The organism is Ezakiella massiliensis (genome assembly GCF_059862345.1).
Genome location: NZ_JCBCEO010000004.1, coordinates 102,955 through 119,726 on the forward strand (window position 1 = coordinate 102,955; position 16,772 = coordinate 119,726).

The window sequence follows — 16,772 nt, forward strand, 5'->3', positions numbered from 1 at the left end:
TCTCCTTTTTTCTATTTAAAAACATTAATTAATTTCTACCTCTTCCAGCATTTCTTTGACCACAATCTTTAAAGACTCAAAATAAAATTCTAAGTTCCTGTCGTCGAAGTCGAATTTGTCCGAGTGGTGGGGGCCGGCGAGTTTGGCGCCCAAGAGCAAGTGCAGGGCCTTGGACCCATTTGATTTAGCGTAATTTAAATACCTGGTTACATCTTCGCTGGCGCCAAAGTCTGGGAGCTTGGTCGTCTTTATATTTTTTTCTTCTAAGGCATTTGAAATCTTATCAACCAAATCAAAATCTTCTTCATGGTAGCTTTCGGACCTACCCTTAAAAATTATTTCATAGGACCCGTCTCTGGCCTGGCTGATGCCTGCGGCTATTTTTTCAATATTTGCAAGCATTTCATCGACCAGATAGCTTTCAACTGCACGCACATCAATGCCTAGTCTGCAAGTTTTCATTACAATATTATCGGCCTGGCCTCCGTGGACCTGGCCAATATTTAAAACCTTGCGGCCGCGGCTGTCGTTTATAAGTTCTGCCGCCATCTGTGCAAAGGCTGCTGCCATTGTAAAAGCAGAGGCTCCGTCTTGTGGGCTGTTGCAGGCGTGGGCTGGTCGGCCATGGAAAATCAAATCGAGTTTTTGGGCGGCCACAAAATTTGTACTGCCAACCCCGATTGTCCCTTGGGGCTGACCCAGGCCAATATGAAAACCAAGTGCACATGTGGTCTCTGCCATTATAAAATCCAAATCCATCTTAGCCGATCCCAAGACACCTTCCTCTGCTGGCTGGAAGAGAATTTTGGCAGAGATATTGTTGTCAGCAAAATATTCAGCCATGGCAAGTCCCAACGTGATGTGGCCATCGTGGCCGCAGGCGTGCATATTTTTCTCCGCCCTAAAACCCTCCTTGGCCGGCAGGTGGTCGTCGTCTTCTGATTCGCTAACAGGGAGTCCATCTATGTCCACCCGCATGAAAATATAGGGTCCCTTGCCAATCACTGCCATGGCACCAGTCATCCCATTTTGTAAGTCTTTGGATAAAAGGTCTTTATCGTCTGTAAAACCTTGGTCCTTGTATAGATTTCGCCCGTAAAAAATCTTGCAGTCGAATGTTTTTAATATATTTATAATTTCTTTTGTCGTTCTCACTTCTTCAAAGTCAATTTCTGGAAAAGTGTGGAAGAACCTCCGAGTTTGAATTAAATCCATATTATCACCTTGCCTTCATTATAGCAGAAAAGTTTAAAAACTTATAGGCAGAAAATTTTAAAGAAAAATTCTAATGTTTTTTTCAAAATAAAAGTCCTTAAGCTTTTAAATTATTTTAAGATATTTTTTTCAAAATAAAAGGCCTGGTTCTTTTAAAATGTTTTCTCATAAATATTTTAAAAATCTAAGTCGTCTTGTTTTCAAATAAAAATTGCAGGCTAGACCTCTCCAACCTGCATGTAATTAAAATTTTGTCATGTAAGATTTTGTTATTTCAATTGCCCTCTTGATATTTTCATCAGGCGCATCATTTGGTGCATTGCAACCAAAGGCGACCATGTAGTTTGGATATGCCTCCAGGTCTTCGAGGAGTTTATAAGTCACCCTCTCCACATCCTCTACGCGTCCACGGCCAATTATATCGATGGGGTCAATGTTGCCAACGAGGACCATGTCGTCAGGGAAAATTTTTACAGCTGATTTTAGGTCCATAATTTGGTCCAGGCTAATGGCATCTGGGCCCGACTCAATCATAAGGGGCAAAAATTTTCTAGTGTCTCCGCATATGTGGAGCTGTTTCCAACAGTCAACCGATTCATAGACGGATTTTAATCGCGGCAAAACTAGCTCGCGGAAGTTTTCTGGGCTGAGCGTTACTGATGCCGGCTCAGCAATAGACATGTATTTTACACCTGCCTCTACAACTGCCTTGGCATAAATCCGAACGCATTGGCAAGTAAAATCCAAGAGCTCGACCACAAAGTCCTTGTTTTTAATAAGTTCCCTCAAAAGATGGGTTGCACCTGCCAGTTGAACGGCCAGGGTAAAGGGTCCAAATATCGATACATAAAGGGGCTTGTCAATCCCTGTCGCAATTAAATTTTGCGATTTTAAATTGGTCGGCATCCGTCCATCTTTTTTGGGGTCGGGAACTTTCAAGGCCCTAACGTCTTCGACTGTTAAAATCTTGTGCTCAAGTGGGCTTGGAAAATCGTAATCGGGTTTTAAGAGCTTGACGCCCAGGGTCTCGCTAATAATATTTCCATCGCTTAAGGGATAGACAAAGTCGCCAGGAAACTCTTGGTCCAAAATTTTTGCCATTTCAAATTGGACTTCAGGGTTTTCGTAGACCTCGTAAACTTTTTTATTTACAAATTTTAATCCGTTGGTTCCCAGGTCTGTCAAAAAAAATCGCCTGGGCTCCGATGTAATATATTCCATTAGTGTCATATTTTTAAAGTCCATTGGTCAGCCTCCTAACGAGTTCTACAGCCTCGACAGCGTTTTTGGAGTAGCCGTCTGCACCAATTTCATCGGCAAAGCTTTGGCTGATTGGTCCACCTCCAATTATAATGAGTGGAGTCTTGCCCTGATTTAATTTTACAACTTTTTCCATATTGTGCATGGTAGTGGTCATCATTGTAGATAAGCCAATAAAATCTGCCCCAACCTCCTCAGCTTTTTTGACAAAGTCTTCGGCCTTTACATTGAGGCCCAAATCGTAAACATCAAAATTGGCCGCTTGAAACATAATCTTTACGATGTTTTTGCCAATTTCGTGGAGGTCGCCTTCCACAACGCCAATGACAATCTTAGGTCCGTCTTTTTTCATTTCGTGGTTAAACTTTTTTTGCAAGTATTTAACGCCCTTGTTCAAAGTATCAGCGCAAACTATAACCTCTGATACGTAATATTTTTCGTCTTCGAAGAGCTTGGTGACAGCAAGCATGCCGCCAGATAAGCCCTCATTGTAAATCTCTTCATCACTTACGCCATTAGCCAAGGCTTGGTCGATCAAATCTATAATATTGTCCTCGTCCATGTCTACAACGGCGTTTTTGATAGCTTCTAAATATTTATTCATCCATTGCTCCTCTCATATCGCATTTAAAATCGCAGGCGTCACAAGGAGATCCCTCTTTCTCCTCGCCGTCTGCTTCTGCATCTTTTAGCTTGGCCCTGAGGGCAACCGACTTTACGGGATAGAGCTGATGATAATCATTTATCTTTATGTAGCCCGTATCCATCATCTGGTAAATTTCAGCTTGCAAATCAATCCCATAGTCCTTGCCGCCAGGATAAAAATACTTATATGGTGTCTTGTGGTATTTGGCCTTAACTTCTTTTACTATAAAAGATCTGATCACATCCAGGCAGATTACCCCGATCTTATCCACAATCATGGCGTTCATGGCCTGGCCATCTTCAACCAGAAAGTCAATCCGGTCTTCGAATTTTGGTCCAACAGAATAAATCATGTTGATCTCATCGCCACTTATCACATAATTATAAAATACATCCAAAAGTTTAGGGAAATTTTCCAGCTCTTGGTCAATTTTTTTCTGGATAACCTTTGGGGCTGGCCTGTCTGTAAAGCCCAAAAACCTCTCGACAACCCTCTTTTTATTATTAACTTTTTCAATTAATTCAGCTTGGTAAATAAATTCTCTCATAAAATAATAATAACAAAGCTTAGGCTTTTATTCCAATAAAAAAAATCTATAAGGTGAGCTCACCTTATAGATAAATTTTATAACTATTTCTTGTATCTGCCAACTTGGGCTTTTGTTGCATTGGACTTGTCCAAAATTTCCATCCATTCCAAGCTCTTTCCCGTACCAATAGCAACGCATTCAACTGCATTTTCGGCAACGCGAGTTTGGATTCCTGTTCTTTCTTCTACAATATTTGGCAGGCCACGAAGTAGAGCTCCGCCCCCTGTCATAATAATACCTTGGTTGGAAATATCCGCTGCCAATTCTGGTGGTGTCCTTTCAAGGACATAGTGAACTGCTTCTAGGATTTCTTGAACAGGTTCTTTGAGGGCTTCAAGCATATCGTTTGAAGATACAACCACATTCATTGGCAGGCCTGAAACCATATTTCTGCCCTTAATTTCCAAAAATTCTTCCTCTTCAAGTGGATAAGCGCAACCAATCTTTACTTTAAGTTCTTCGGCTGTTCGTTCACCGATCATCATGTTGTGTTTTTTCTTTACAAATCTGGTGATGGCCTCGTCAAAATTATCACCAGCAACTTTTATACTCCTGGAGACAACGATGCCACCCAAGGAAATTACGGCTACATCAGTTGTGCCGCCGCCGATATCTACGACCATGTTGCCTGTTGGAGCGGTGATGTCGAGGCCCGCTCCAATTGCTGCTGCAACTGGTTCTTCAATTAAGTAGGTTTTGACAGCACCTGCTTCATTGGCAGCTTCAATAACAGCTCTCTTTTCAACTTCTGTGCAACCTGATGGCACACAGACAATCAGTCTTGGCTTGAGCAAGGTCCTTCCCAAAGATTTTCCAATAAAATATTTGAGCATGCGCTCGGTTACATTGTAGTCTGAAATTACGCCTTCCTTCAAAGGACGGATTGCTACAATGTTGCCTGGGGTCCTGCCCAGCATCTTTCTGGCTTCTTCGCCAACTGCTAAAAATTTATTTGTATATTGGTCAATTGCAACAACCGATGGTTCTTGCAAGACTATGCCTTTTCCCTTTACATAGACCAAGACACTGGCTGTGCCCAAGTCTATACCCACATCATTTCTAAGAAAAAACGCCATCTTATCCCTCTCTCCTTATATCTGCGCCAATGCCTTTAAACTTTTCTACCAAGTGTTCGTAGCCCCTATCAATATGATAAATATCGGAAATTTCTGTCTCGCCATCAACGGTAAGGCCCGCTATAATAAGTGCGGCCCCACATCTAAGGTCAGTGGCCTTTACCTTGGCTGGGCGGAGCTTCTTTACACCTTGGACGATGGCATTCTTGCCATCAATGCGAATATTTGCTCCCATGCGGTTTAGCTCGTCAACATGCATAAACCTATTTTCAAAAACTGTTTCTATAATAACACTCGTGCCTTCTGATATTGTGGCCAGAGCCATAAACTGGGCCTGCATGTCTGTTGGCATACCAGGATATGGCAAAGTCTTTATATCAAAGGCAGATATTTTTTTATCTGCTATAACATTTATGGAATCTCCATTTTCATGGATGATAACTCCAGCTTCTCTGAGCTTTGCAATTACAGGACGCATGTGGCTGGTAATTACATTTTCTACAACGATATTGCCACCTGCAGCTGCTGCCGCAATCATAAAGGTTCCCGCTTCAATCCTGTCTGGAATAATTTGGTGTCTGCAACCATGGAGTTTGTCAACACCCTTAATCTTTACAATGGATGTTCCTGCCCCTCTTACATCAGCCCCCATTTTATTTAAAAAGTTTGCCAAGTCTACAATTTCAGGTTCGCAAGCAGCGTTATCTATAATGGTTTCGCCTTCTGCTAAAGTAGCCGCCATCATTATATTTTGTGTGGCGCCAACGCTTGGGAAGTCCAGATAAACTTCAGTCCCAACCAGCTTTTCGCATTCGGCTGTAACCATGCCGTGTTCGGTTACCACATCTGCTCCCAGGGCTTTGAAGCCCTTCAAATGAAGATCGATTGGTCTGGTTCCGATTGCACAACCACCTGGAAGTGCATTTGCGGTGTGACCCATCCTTGAAAGAAGAGGTCCCATGACACAAAAACTCGCCCTCATCTTGCTCATAAGCTCAGGGCCAGTAGTTGTATTTGTAATATTTCTTGCATCAAATTTATAGGTATGCTCATCAAGCCTGTCTATAACTAGACCCAGGCCTCTAAGCACCTCTGATAAAATCTCAACGTCTTTTAAGTTTGGCATGTCCTCTAAGATGACTTCGCCATCACATAAAATTGTGGCACACATGATAGGAAGGGCCGCGTTTTTTGCTCCGCTCACCCTAACTTGACCACTCAAAGGGCCTGTGCCCCTAACAATATACTTCTCCAAAATCTTCACCTTTCTACTAGTTAATTTTACCATAGAAGAAATAAAAATACAACAAGGCGAGATATCTTGGTTAAAGAATAAAATCACAAAAAAATTGCCCCCAGAGGAGGCAATTAAATTTATAAATTAATTTTTCTTTTCATCCAGCAAGTGCTTGCCAGCAATGCCTGGTTTTGTAAGTTCCATAGCGTCTAAAATTTCATCTAGATTTTCATTTGTCATAATCTTATCCCTTAAGATAATTTCACGAACTGGAACGCCTGTCTTTAGTGATTCCTTGGCGATAGCTGCAGATGGTTTGTAGCCGATGTGTGGTACAAGGGCTGTGATCATACCGACTGATCTGCCAAGAAGTTCTTCGATACGGTCTTCGTTAGCTGTAATTCCGTCTACGCAATTTACTCTTAGAGTATTCATAGCACCTGTGAGGGCTTCGATTGATTCGTAGAGAGATTTAAACAGAACTGGTTCAAAGGCATTTAATTCAAATTGACCAGCCTCTACACACATGGAAACGGTTGTGTCATTACCTGCAACCAAATATGCAGCTTGGCTAACAACTTCTGGGATAACAGGATTTACCTTGCCTGGCATAATGGATGAACCATTTTGCTTTGGTGGTAAATTAATTTCTCCAATACCTGTGCGTGGTCCCGAGCTCATGAGTCTTAAATCATTTGAAATCTTTGATAGACTTAGACCCAAAGTTTTAAGAGCACTTGATAAGGCTGAGAGCACGTCTAAGTTTTGTGTACCGTCAACCAAATCTTCAGCTTGGTGAAGTTCGTAGCCTGTGATCTTTGATAGGTTTGGAACAATTCTTTCTAGGTAATCTGTGTCAACATTAATTCCTGTGCCGATTGCAGAAGCGCCCATATTTACAGTTTTAATTGCTTCGATAGCATCTGAAATTCTAACGACATCGCGTTTTAAGGCATCCCTGTAGGCTGCAAATTCTTGGCCCAATCTAATTGGAACTGCGTCTTGAAGTTGGGTCCTGCCCATCTTTACAATGTGATCAAATTCTTTGGCCTTGTGGTCAAAACTTTCAATTAAAAGTCCAAGTTCATTGATCATGCTATCAGCAAGGGCAATTGCTCCTAGCTTACCAGCTGTTGGGTAAACGTCATTGGTTGATTGGCCCATATTTACATGGTCGTTTGGATGTACGAACTCATATTTGCCTGGCTCATTGCCAAATTCACGTTCAGCAAGGTTTGCAATGACTTCATTTGCATTCATATTGGCAGTTGTACCTGCACCTCCTTGAACAGGGTCGCAAATAAACTCATCATCAAATTTTCCTTCTATAACTTGGTCAGAAGCCTTTACAATTGCATCCTTAACCTTTTCTTCCATAACGCCTGCTTCAAAGTTTGAGATAGCACAAGCCTTTTTTACTTGGCCAAGAGCCTTGATCATTGCAGGGTGCAAAGATGAATGTGTAATTCTAAAGTTTTCATAACCTCTTAATGTTTGAACGCCGTACAGAGCATCAGCTGGAACTTGCTTTTCGCCAACTGAGTCAGATTCTAAACGAAATTTTTCCATGGATACCTCCTAAAATATTATAAACTAACTATAGCACAAGTCAGGTATAAATTCAAATGCTAATTAGAAAACCCTTTAGCAAAGAAAAATTTAAAACATATAAAAACGAGCCATCAAAAGACGGCTCGTTTTTTAGAAAATTATGAAAAATTATTTCTTATCTAACAAATCAAATTCTTTTTTGGATTTAACAACTACATTTGAAAGTAACAAAACTGCAATTACGTTTGGCAGAACCATCAGGGCGTTAAAGAAGTCCGATAGATCCCAAACTGTAGCCACTGGGATTAGGGTCCCTACAAATACTGCAAGACCAACCAAAATCCTAAATGGGGTCAGGGCTTTTTTGCCGAACAGATACATAATGTTGGATTCGCCAAAGTAATACCAGCCAATAATGGTTGTAAAGGCGAAGAATAAAAGCGAAACTGCCAAGAATATTTCTCCTGCCCTTCCATAGGCCAAAGTAAAACCGAGTTGTGTAACTGCTGCCCCGTGGATAGATCCATCGGCTGCTGCAGCCATGTGAGCTTCTGGTAGCAAGATTATAAGAGCTGTCATGGTGCAAATAATAAGTGTATCTACAACAACTCCAGCTATCGCTACTAAACCTTGGTTGCCTGGATGAGGTACGTCTGCAACTGCGTGAGCGTGTGGGGTTGAACCCATGCCTGCCTCATTGGAAAATAATCCACGAGCAATACCCAGTCTCATGGCCTGCTTCATTGTGGAACCGATTATACCACCAGCCACAGCCTGAACACCAAAGGCTCCGTCAAAAATTTGTTTAAAAGTATTGCCAAGATTTGCTCTAAACTTAAAGATAATTGCAAAACCTGCAATGATAAATATCAGGGCCATAATAGGTACGACAGTTTCTGCAACTTTTGAAATTCTTTCTATACCACCTGCCACAATCAAAAGTACAAGTACTCCAAGTACGGCACCCACCACGACAGGTGGAATGTTAAAGGCGGTTTCCAGTGAAGTTGAAATCGAATTTGACTGAACCATATTACCTGCTAGTGGCAGGGCCAAGATAATAAATACTGAGAACAAGGCTGCTAAGACCTTACCAAGCTTTTTATTTTTGATTCCCTTGGACATATAATATGAAGGTCCACCGTATATGCTCCCATCTTTTTCTTCTCTGTAGATTTGAGCGAGTACTGCTTCTGCAAAAATCGTACCCATGCCGAGTATCCCCGACATCCACATCCAAAATACTGCTCCTGGTCCGCCTGCCATAATCGCTGTAGCAACACCGGCTACATTTCCGGTTCCAACCTGGGCGGCGATTGCAGTTGCAAGTGCTGCAAAGGATGAAACTTCACCTGCTTCATCAGGTTTTTTCTTGCCAGCTTTCTTGGTAAAAAGTCCACCAAAAGCTTCTTTCATTGCTCTTCCAAATTTTACTATCTGTGGAAAGCCGAGTCTAATTGTAAAATATAGACCTGTTCCCAGCAGGGCGTAGACTAAAATATTGTCCCATAGAAAATTTGAAATAGTCTTTACAATATTAAAAAGATTATTCATTGTCTCCTCTCCTTTTTTAAAAATCTCCTTCTATATCTTTATCATAACACAGTGCAAAACAAAAAACAATAAGATTTACAAAATAATTACAAAAAAGTGATGAATATTTTTTATAACATCTATTAAGGTTGTTAATCTTTTGTATTTTATAAGCTTTGTTTCTTGTATTTTTTATAAATTAAAATTTATATTTATATTTGCCGCTTATGCTTTCTTGTTTAAAAAAGTTATTTTTATTCTTTGCCGAATGTAACTTTAGATTTAAAATAAATTTTATTGTAGCTTTTGTATTTCGAATGTCGAAACACTTGTATTATGAAATTCATAGTGCTATAATTAACTTGTTGATGAAATTTATCAATTATATTAACAAGGAGGACCTTATGGAAAAAGAAATTACCAAGAGCAGGCTCAAGAAGTTTCAAGAATCTTATGATGAAAACTTTAGCCTGGCTGCACAAAACATGGTAGCTACTGTTGGAATAATGGATGCTTCCGTGGACAGCCAATTGCTCCAAAAAAATCCGAATGTATTCTCAAAAGAGCTTAAGATCGGTAAAATGACAAACCAAAGACAATCCGGTCGCTGCTGGATGTATGCAGGTTTAAATACAATTAGAGTTGAAATGATGAAGAAGTGGAAACTTGCTGACATTCAGTTTTCACACAAGTACTTGTATTTTTATGACAAGCTTGAAAGGGCCAACCAATTTTTAGAAGACGTCATCAGTCTCAAAGACAAAGATTTAGACGACAGGCTAAATCGTGCAGTCCTACAATGGGCAGCAGATGATGGAGCTTGGTGGACTACATTTTCAAGGCTGATTAACAAGTACGGGATTGTACCTGAATACGCTTATCCTGATACAAAAAATGTTGAATGCACCAACTTTATTATAAATAACCTCGATAAGCGTCTAAGAATTGCTGCCAAAGACATTAGAAACGCCTACAAGGATGGCAAAGAAGAAAAAATCGAAGCGATTAAAGATGAGGCTCTAAAAGATGTTTACAAGATTACAGCAATTTCCCTTGGCCTACCACCAAAGAGATTTGATTTGATTTTAAAAAACAAGGACGGAGAATTAATTGAACGCAGGAATATTTCTCCAAAGGAATTTTTCAACGAATTCGTAGCTCAAGACATCAACAAATACGTTGAACTTGGCAACTATCCTGGCAAAAATAAAGAAGAAAACGTTCTTTACGAACGCGACTACATCCAACAAAGAATTGGTGGCAGCCTACAATATGTAAACGTTTCTATAGAAAGAATGAAGGAAATCATAATTGCCATGATCGATGCTGACGAACCAGTTTGGTTTGCCTGCGACGTTGGAAAAGACTCCCTCATCTCACGCGATGGACTTGGCACAGGCCACATGGTCTACAATTTATTAAATAGAGATGCCCTTTTTGGTATAGACACCGAATGCACCAAGGTCGAAAGACTTGAGACCATAGAATCATATGGCACTCACGCCATGGTAATCGTCGGCTACGACAAATCAGCTGATGGTCTTAAGTTTAAAGTTGAAAACTCATGGGGCACAAAGGCTGGCATAGGCGGCTATTTGATTATGGATGAAGCATGGTTTGACAATTTCGCCTATGAGATCATTCCTAAGAAAGAATTTTTAAAGGAAGAAGAACTAAAGGCCTTTACAAAAGACCCAGTCAAACTGATGCCTTGGGAATCGTAGGAGGTTTATATGAAACAATTAAGCATAGATAAAATAAATGAATATGAAGCGGAGTTTTTAAAAGACAAGTCCAATCTTGTCCGCATGAACGCCGGCTCATACAATCCACTAAACAAAGTCGTAGTGGACATAAACAGACTAAAAGACGAGCCCTTTAACTTTAACAATGACATCAAAAATGGAGAAATCACCAACCAAAAGGCTAGCGGCCGCTGCTGGATGTTTGCTTCCATGAATGTCATGAGAAATATCGTTATGAAGAAGTTAAATCTAGAAAATTTTGAATTTTCTCAATCCTACACCTTATTCTGCGACAAACTCGAAAGGGCCAACTACTATTTGGAAGTCATGATTGAAAAAGCCAAGGACCCAATCGATGATAGAGAGCTCCAATACCTCATGGGCGAAGTCCTAGGCGACGGCGGCCAATGGGATATGTTTGTAAACCTGGTTAAAAAGTACGGACTCGTTCCAAAATACGCTTATCCAGAAAGCACAAGCTCATCCAATACAAGAGAGCTCAACAAATACCTGGTAAAGGTCCTTCACAAGTACACAGTTGATATAAGAAAAGCTGTGGGCGAAGGCAAGTCCAAAAAAGAAGTCTCTGCCATCAAAGAAGAAGCTCTCCAAGGCGTTTACAATGTATTAACTGCAACCCTCGGCAGGCTACCAGAAAAGTTTGACTTCATAGCTTATGACAAAGACAACAAATTAATCGAAGACAAAAATCTCAACCCACAAAAATTCTTTGAAAAATATGTGGAAATGGAAATAGACGATTATGTATCGCTAATTAACGCTCCAACTGAAGACAAGCCATTTGGCAAGACCTACACCATCAAATACCTGGGCAATGTCATCGAAGGCAAGAAAGTAAAACACTTGAACCTAGCCATCGAAGACCTAAAGGCAGCAGTCCTCGCCCAATTAAAAGATGGCATGCCAGTTTGGTTTGGTTGCGACGTTGGCAAAGATTCATTTAGCGAAGACGGCAGAGCCATGCTCGACACAAAGGTTTCAAACTATGACGAACTCTTTGGCATGGACTTGCAATTATCAAAGGCCGACGCCCTTGATTACTATCAATCACAAATGACCCACGCCATGACCTTCACAGGTGTGGAAGTCAAAGATGGCAAGTCACTCAGATTTAAAGTTGAAAACTCATGGGGAGATAAATTTGGCTACAAGGGCCACTACACCATGACAGACGACTGGTTTGACAAATACGTCTACCAAGCAGTCGTCAACAAAAAATATTTGTCAAAGGACATGCAAAAAGCCTATGACAAAGACCCAGTAGTCCTAAAACCATGGGACCCAATGGGATCACTCGCGTAAAACAATCAAAAATTTTTCTTTTTTTCCTTTCCTAAAACCAGGGCCTAAGTGCCCTGGTTTTTTTGTGTGGTAAATTTCTCCATAAAAAAACAGGCCCCAGATGGGACCTGCCTATAAGTCAGAATTAAAAACTATTATTTGATTTTTTCTTCAACTTTTTCTTTAATTTCTTCAACCTTTTTTTCAGCCTTGTCTTTTACTTCTTCAGCTTTTTCTTCAACTTTTTCTTTGATTTCTTCAACTTTTTCAGCTAGTTCTGAAAGTTCGATTTCAAATTTACCGTCTACTAATTTAGCTTCGAATTTTGCTTTCTTTTCAGCTGTTGTGATTGTTCCTTCGTATTCGTAAACAACCTTGTCTTCAACTTTGCTTTCTTTAGCTGTTTTTACAGTGATGTTTTTAACTTCGCCTAGTTCTTTTTCAGCTGCTTTAGCCTTTAGAGCTTCTACTAGACCTGCGATAGCATCTTCTTTAAGTTCAACGCCTGTTTCGTTTGTGAAAGCTTCAACTTCTTCTTTCTTTTCTTCAGCTTTTTCTTCTTTCTTTTCTTCAGTTTTTTCTTCAGCTTTTTCGTCTTTCTTTTCTTCAGTATTTTCTTTAGCTTCTTCAGCTTTTTCTTCTACTTTTGATGAAAGTTCGATAGCCTTTGTTTCTTCATTCATTTCAACGCCAAAGCCAATCAATTCGCCAAGTTCTCTTAATTGTAGATAGTTGTTTTGGTTGATAACAGCTGTTTTTACCATTTTTTCTTCGCCATTGAAAACGAAAGCTTGTTCGCCCATAAGAGCTTCAACTTTACCTTCCGGAAGTTCAACTAGGTCTGTGTCTAGTTTTTCGTATCCTTCTCCTGTTGTAATAACAACTTTGTGGTCTTCATATCCTACGTTAAATTTTGCATCTGTTGCTGTTAATAATGCTGCAACGTCACGGAGTTTAACATAGTTTCTTTGGTTGATTAGGTATGCGCCTAGGTCAACTTTGCCACCGTCTAGGTAAACTTCTTGGAAGGTTTTTGCGCCTTCAGCTTTAACTGGTTCTGATGCTTCTGCTGCAAAAGCAAAACTGCTAGCAAGTAGTACAAATACTAATGCTAATGAAATAAATCTTTTCATAATTCCTCCTAAAATTTTTCTTGCATGAAATCATGCTCCATATAGTTTAGCACAATCTGAAAATTTTATCAAGATAAGCCCTGTGCCATACTAGCTTCGATAATCCATGTTGTTTTAACAACATGGATTAATTATTTTTTAAGCATAAATAACATTAAAAATATCTCATACACCAAAGGAGCAGACGATATCCCAAATAAAAAAGCCTATCCAAGATAGGCTTTTTATTGCGGTTATTTGCTTGCTGATTTAGTTAATACAACAACACTTCCTAAGCCTTTAATTTGAGGTGTACATACATCAAATCTTAAGGCAACAGAATTGCCATATTTAAAGTAAATGAAGAAATAGTTTGAATCACCAAACTCTAAAACGTCAACTTGTGTTGAATAAGGCTTTTTAAATACTTCTTTGCCTAATTTTTTAGCATCTGCTTTTCTGATTTCGACAATTTCTTTAACCTTTGCTTCATCAGCATTGTAATTTAAAGATCTTAAAACATCGACAGCTTTTTTGTAGTCTTCGTCAACAACAGCATCATGGAATTCAGTAAAGCCCTTTAACAATTCTTCAGAGCTTAGCTTACCAATATCCTTGTCCTTATCTATAAACGGAATAATTGCTCCAACAGAGAGAGTTTCTTGTGTTTGAATTTTTCCACCTTCATAATACCCCTTTATTGTGTTTTCTGCACCAGTATCGTATTTGAAGTTAACAACACACTTTTTAATACCATCTTCTTCTATAACACTTTTTTCTATATCTGGATTGTCAGTATATAGCTTTTTACCATATAGCTTAGAAAGATTTACCATTGATGTAAAGAATCTTTCTCCTTCTTCTTCAGGGAGTGGAAGTAAAAAATCTGATCTGTATTTTTCAATCCTAGATTCATTATAAGCAATTATGCTCTTGAAAATATTTTCTTCTTCTGGTGTATATTTTTCTTCAGCCTTAGCTTCCTCTTTCTTTTCTTCAGCTTTTTCGTCTTTCATTTCGTCCTTAGCTTCTTCAGCTTTTTCTTCTAGCTTTGATGAAAGTTCAATGTTTCTTGTTTCTTTGTTGTAGTGAACGCCAAAGCCGATTAATTCGCCAAGTTCTCTTAGTTGTAGGTAGTTGTTTTGGTTGATAAGAGCAGTTTTTACCATTTTTTCTTCGCCGTTGAAAACGAAAGCTTGTTCGCCCATAAGAGCTTCAACTTTGCCTTCTGGGAGTTCAACTAGGTCTGTGTCTAGCTTTTCGTAAGTCTCACCTGTTGTGATAACAACTTTTTTGTTTTCAAATCCTACGTTAAATTTTGCATCTGTTGCTGTAAGTAATGCTGCAACGTCACGTAGTTTTACATAGTTTCTTTGATTGATTAAGTATGCGCCTAGGTCAACTTTTCCACCGTCTAGGTATACTTCTTGGAAGGTTTTTTCGCCTTCAGCTTTTACTGGTTCTGCTTCTGCTGCAAAAGCAAAACTGCTAGCAAGTAGTACAAATACTAATGCTAATGAAATTAATCTTTTCATAATTCCTCCTAAAAAAATTTTTGCACAAGACTTTATGCTTACTTTAGTCTAGCACATTTAAAATAATATATCAAGGAGGACAAATATGAGTTTACTTGTCCTCCTTGTACATAAAGTGTGTATTTGTATAGTAGTCAACCGAAAGCAGTTTGTGCATGGTTGGCTTTATTTGATCACTTGCACTTGGAATTAGATCAGAGCCTTTTTTTGTATAAGATGTATTAAATACACTTATATCAGGAAATTCATTCCTTTTAATTTGCATGGTCTTGGTCCCTTCAAGTCCCATCTGGTCAAAGGCATAGCCCATGAGATACTGGGGAGACAATGTTGGCCCCTCGCCTACAAATTCATTTCCAGTCACTTCCTTGGCTTTGTCATTGGCCCAAATAACATAAGGAGTCCTGTATCTATTTACATAACCCCGCCAGGTTTTTGGATCTACGTCTACGCCCATGGCTTCAAAACCGACATCGTCTTGGCCCAGGAATGGATTGTGGTCGCCAAAGGCAATTACCATTACGGGCTCGTCATCGTCTTTTAGCTTGTCCAGCAAATCCCTAAAGGCCTCTGAAGAACTTTTAATCCCATCAAAGTAAACATTGGTTTCCTTTAAGGCCTTTTCATCTACAGAAAAATCAGGCTTTATATATGCAGGCACATTGTAGTCTGCATTGTAAGGTCCATGATTTTGCATGGTTACAGTCATAGAAAAATAGGGTTTGCCAGTTTTTTTATTATCCTTATAGTCTTTCAGGACATGCTTGAAAAGCTCTTTATCTGGCATATAATAACTTTTCCCCCAGACTTCATCAAAGTAATTCTCATCATAGAGAAAATCATCAAAGCCCAAGTATCTGTTGACATTTTTGCGGTTGTAAAATACACCCAAATGTGGATGCATGGACACAGTGTTGTAGCCTTGAGATTTAAGATACCAAGCGTATGAATTTACCTTGCGATTGTATCTTGGCTGACCATAGACACCCGTTAAAAAAGTTCTCTCGGTATTTATAGTTCCACCGCCAAAAACGTGGACTATCAGGCTGCCGCTAATGCTGGCGTCCTTTATTTCATCATAGGCCTCATAAGGATATTTATTAAAGTCCACACCAAGCTTGGAAAAATCGTTGTAGGACTCAAACATAATGGCAATAATGTTCACCTTTTTATCAGCAGGAATGTCGGCATCTTCATACTTTTCCCAAGTCGCTTTTGCAAAGTCCTCGTCATAGCCATCTGGTTTGCTAATGCTAATAGCGTTATATGAATGCATAAAAGAATAGATCATGCCCCTGGCCTTTTCGTTCTCTACATCCACCCACGGACTAAATCCTTCGACCTTGGTCTGGGCATAAACTTCATTATCAGTAGTGACCTTAAAGACAAAAAATGCAAAGGCAAGCGAAAGTGCCAAGCCAATCCACTTCATCCAGCCCCTCACTTTGAAATTGCGGGCTAGCAGATAACAAATCGAAATGAATAAAATTAAACCGGCTGCAAACCAGATCCAATTCGGCCACTGGATTGCAAAATCGTGGTCAACCATATTCATAGCCTCATATATGAGAGTCATGTCCAGCATATTGAAAGTCTCTTCCCTATAGAAAATCTTGGAAGCGTTGGTTACACCCATCAAGATAATGGCAGTTGATCCAATAAAAAATGCCAGCCAAAAGCGCCCAGTCAAAAAATATAGCAAGTATAAAAAGGCCAAAATTGGCAAAAAGTTGTATTTAAAAACGGCCTTGTTATTGATAAATTTCATAAATAATTCTCGGTCCATGTCTGGCTCTACAAACAAAAAGCTTATCAGAGTAAGAGCAAAGGCCAAGATTGTAAGTAGAAGTAAATCTAAAATTAAATTTTTAAACTTATCTTTTTGCATTACTATTGCCTCCTTAATTATCCATAATTATACTCTTTAAAGCTAGCCTTGTCAAACACAAATGGCTAAATACTCAAATATAC

13 protein-coding genes are annotated in these 16,772 nt (G+C 39.5%); 2 read left to right on the forward strand and 11 right to left on the reverse strand.

Features of this window, described 5'->3' with window-relative positions:
• Positions 1–24 precede the first annotated feature (24 nt).
• The 8 genes from AC6FXG_RS06465 to AC6FXG_RS06500 form a co-directional block, all read right to left on the reverse strand.
• Positions 25–1,215 (reverse strand): amidohydrolase, encoded by a 1,191-nt coding sequence (locus AC6FXG_RS06465; RefSeq protein ID WP_500572029.1) that lies wholly within the window; start codon positions 1,213–1,215, stop codon positions 25–27.
• Positions 1,216–1,458: 243 nt separating this feature from the next.
• Positions 1,459–2,460, reverse strand: a complete 1,002-nt coding sequence (locus AC6FXG_RS06470; protein WP_500572030.1) for a uroporphyrinogen decarboxylase family protein — start codon at positions 2,458–2,460, stop codon at positions 1,459–1,461.
• Positions 2,450–3,079 carry a cobalamin B12-binding domain-containing protein gene (locus AC6FXG_RS06475; protein WP_500572031.1) on the reverse strand — a complete coding sequence of 210 codons (630 nt, stop codon included), beginning with the start codon at positions 3,077–3,079 and terminating at the stop codon, positions 2,450–2,452. The genes AC6FXG_RS06470 and AC6FXG_RS06475 overlap by 11 nt, the downstream gene beginning before the upstream one ends.
• Positions 3,072–3,668: a hypothetical protein gene (locus AC6FXG_RS06480; RefSeq protein WP_500572032.1), complete on the reverse strand. Its 597-nt coding sequence runs from the start codon at positions 3,666–3,668 to the stop codon at positions 3,072–3,074. Before AC6FXG_RS06480 ends, AC6FXG_RS06475 begins: the two co-directional genes overlap by 8 nt.
• An 83-nt stretch (positions 3,669–3,751) precedes the next feature.
• Positions 3,752–4,786: a rod shape-determining protein gene (locus tag AC6FXG_RS06485; RefSeq protein WP_075574638.1), complete on the reverse strand. Its 1,035-nt coding sequence runs from the start codon at positions 4,784–4,786 to the stop codon at positions 3,752–3,754.
• 1 nt (position 4,787) lies between these two features.
• Positions 4,788–6,041, reverse strand: a complete 1,254-nt coding sequence (murA, locus tag AC6FXG_RS06490) for a UDP-N-acetylglucosamine 1-carboxyvinyltransferase (RefSeq protein ID WP_075574637.1) — start codon at positions 6,039–6,041, stop codon at positions 4,788–4,790.
• A 126-nt stretch (positions 6,042–6,167) separates the two neighbouring features.
• Positions 6,168–7,592 (reverse strand): aspartate ammonia-lyase, encoded by a 1,425-nt coding sequence (locus AC6FXG_RS06495; protein WP_500572033.1) that lies wholly within the window; start codon positions 7,590–7,592, stop codon positions 6,168–6,170.
• A gap of 150 nt (positions 7,593–7,742) precedes the next feature.
• The gene (locus AC6FXG_RS06500; protein ID WP_500572034.1) at positions 7,743–9,128 is read right to left on the reverse strand and encodes an alanine/glycine:cation symporter family protein; all 1,386 of its coding nucleotides are present in this window, start codon (positions 9,126–9,128) and stop codon (positions 7,743–7,745) included.
• A 383-nt stretch (positions 9,129–9,511) separates the two neighbouring features.
• Here AC6FXG_RS06500 and AC6FXG_RS06505 point away from each other — a divergent pair, with 383 nt between their 5' ends.
• Entirely contained in the window at positions 9,512–10,831 is a 1,320-nt protein-coding gene (locus AC6FXG_RS06505) for a C1 family peptidase (protein ID WP_500572035.1), read from the forward strand.
• A gap of 9 nt (positions 10,832–10,840) precedes the next feature.
• Positions 10,841–12,175, forward strand: a complete 1,335-nt coding sequence (locus tag AC6FXG_RS06510) for a C1 family peptidase (RefSeq protein ID WP_500572036.1) — start codon at positions 10,841–10,843, stop codon at positions 12,173–12,175.
• Positions 12,176–12,309: 134 nt separating this feature from the next.
• Here the strand turns inward: AC6FXG_RS06510 and AC6FXG_RS06515 are convergent, their stop codons facing one another.
• From AC6FXG_RS06515 to AC6FXG_RS06525, 3 genes are all read right to left on the reverse strand, one after another.
• A complete protein-coding gene (locus AC6FXG_RS06515) occupies positions 12,310–13,287 on the reverse strand; it encodes a hypothetical protein (RefSeq protein ID WP_500572037.1) in 978 nt (325 codons plus the stop codon).
• Between the two features lie 233 nt (positions 13,288–13,520).
• Positions 13,521–14,801, reverse strand: coding sequence for a hypothetical protein (locus AC6FXG_RS06520; RefSeq protein ID WP_500572038.1), 1,281 nt, complete (start codon positions 14,799–14,801; stop codon positions 13,521–13,523).
• A gap of 91 nt (positions 14,802–14,892) precedes the next feature.
• Positions 14,893–16,689 carry a sulfatase-like hydrolase/transferase gene (locus tag AC6FXG_RS06525; RefSeq protein WP_500572039.1) on the reverse strand — a complete coding sequence of 599 codons (1,797 nt, stop codon included), beginning with the start codon at positions 16,687–16,689 and terminating at the stop codon, positions 14,893–14,895.
• Positions 16,690–16,772: the final 83 nt, after the last annotated feature.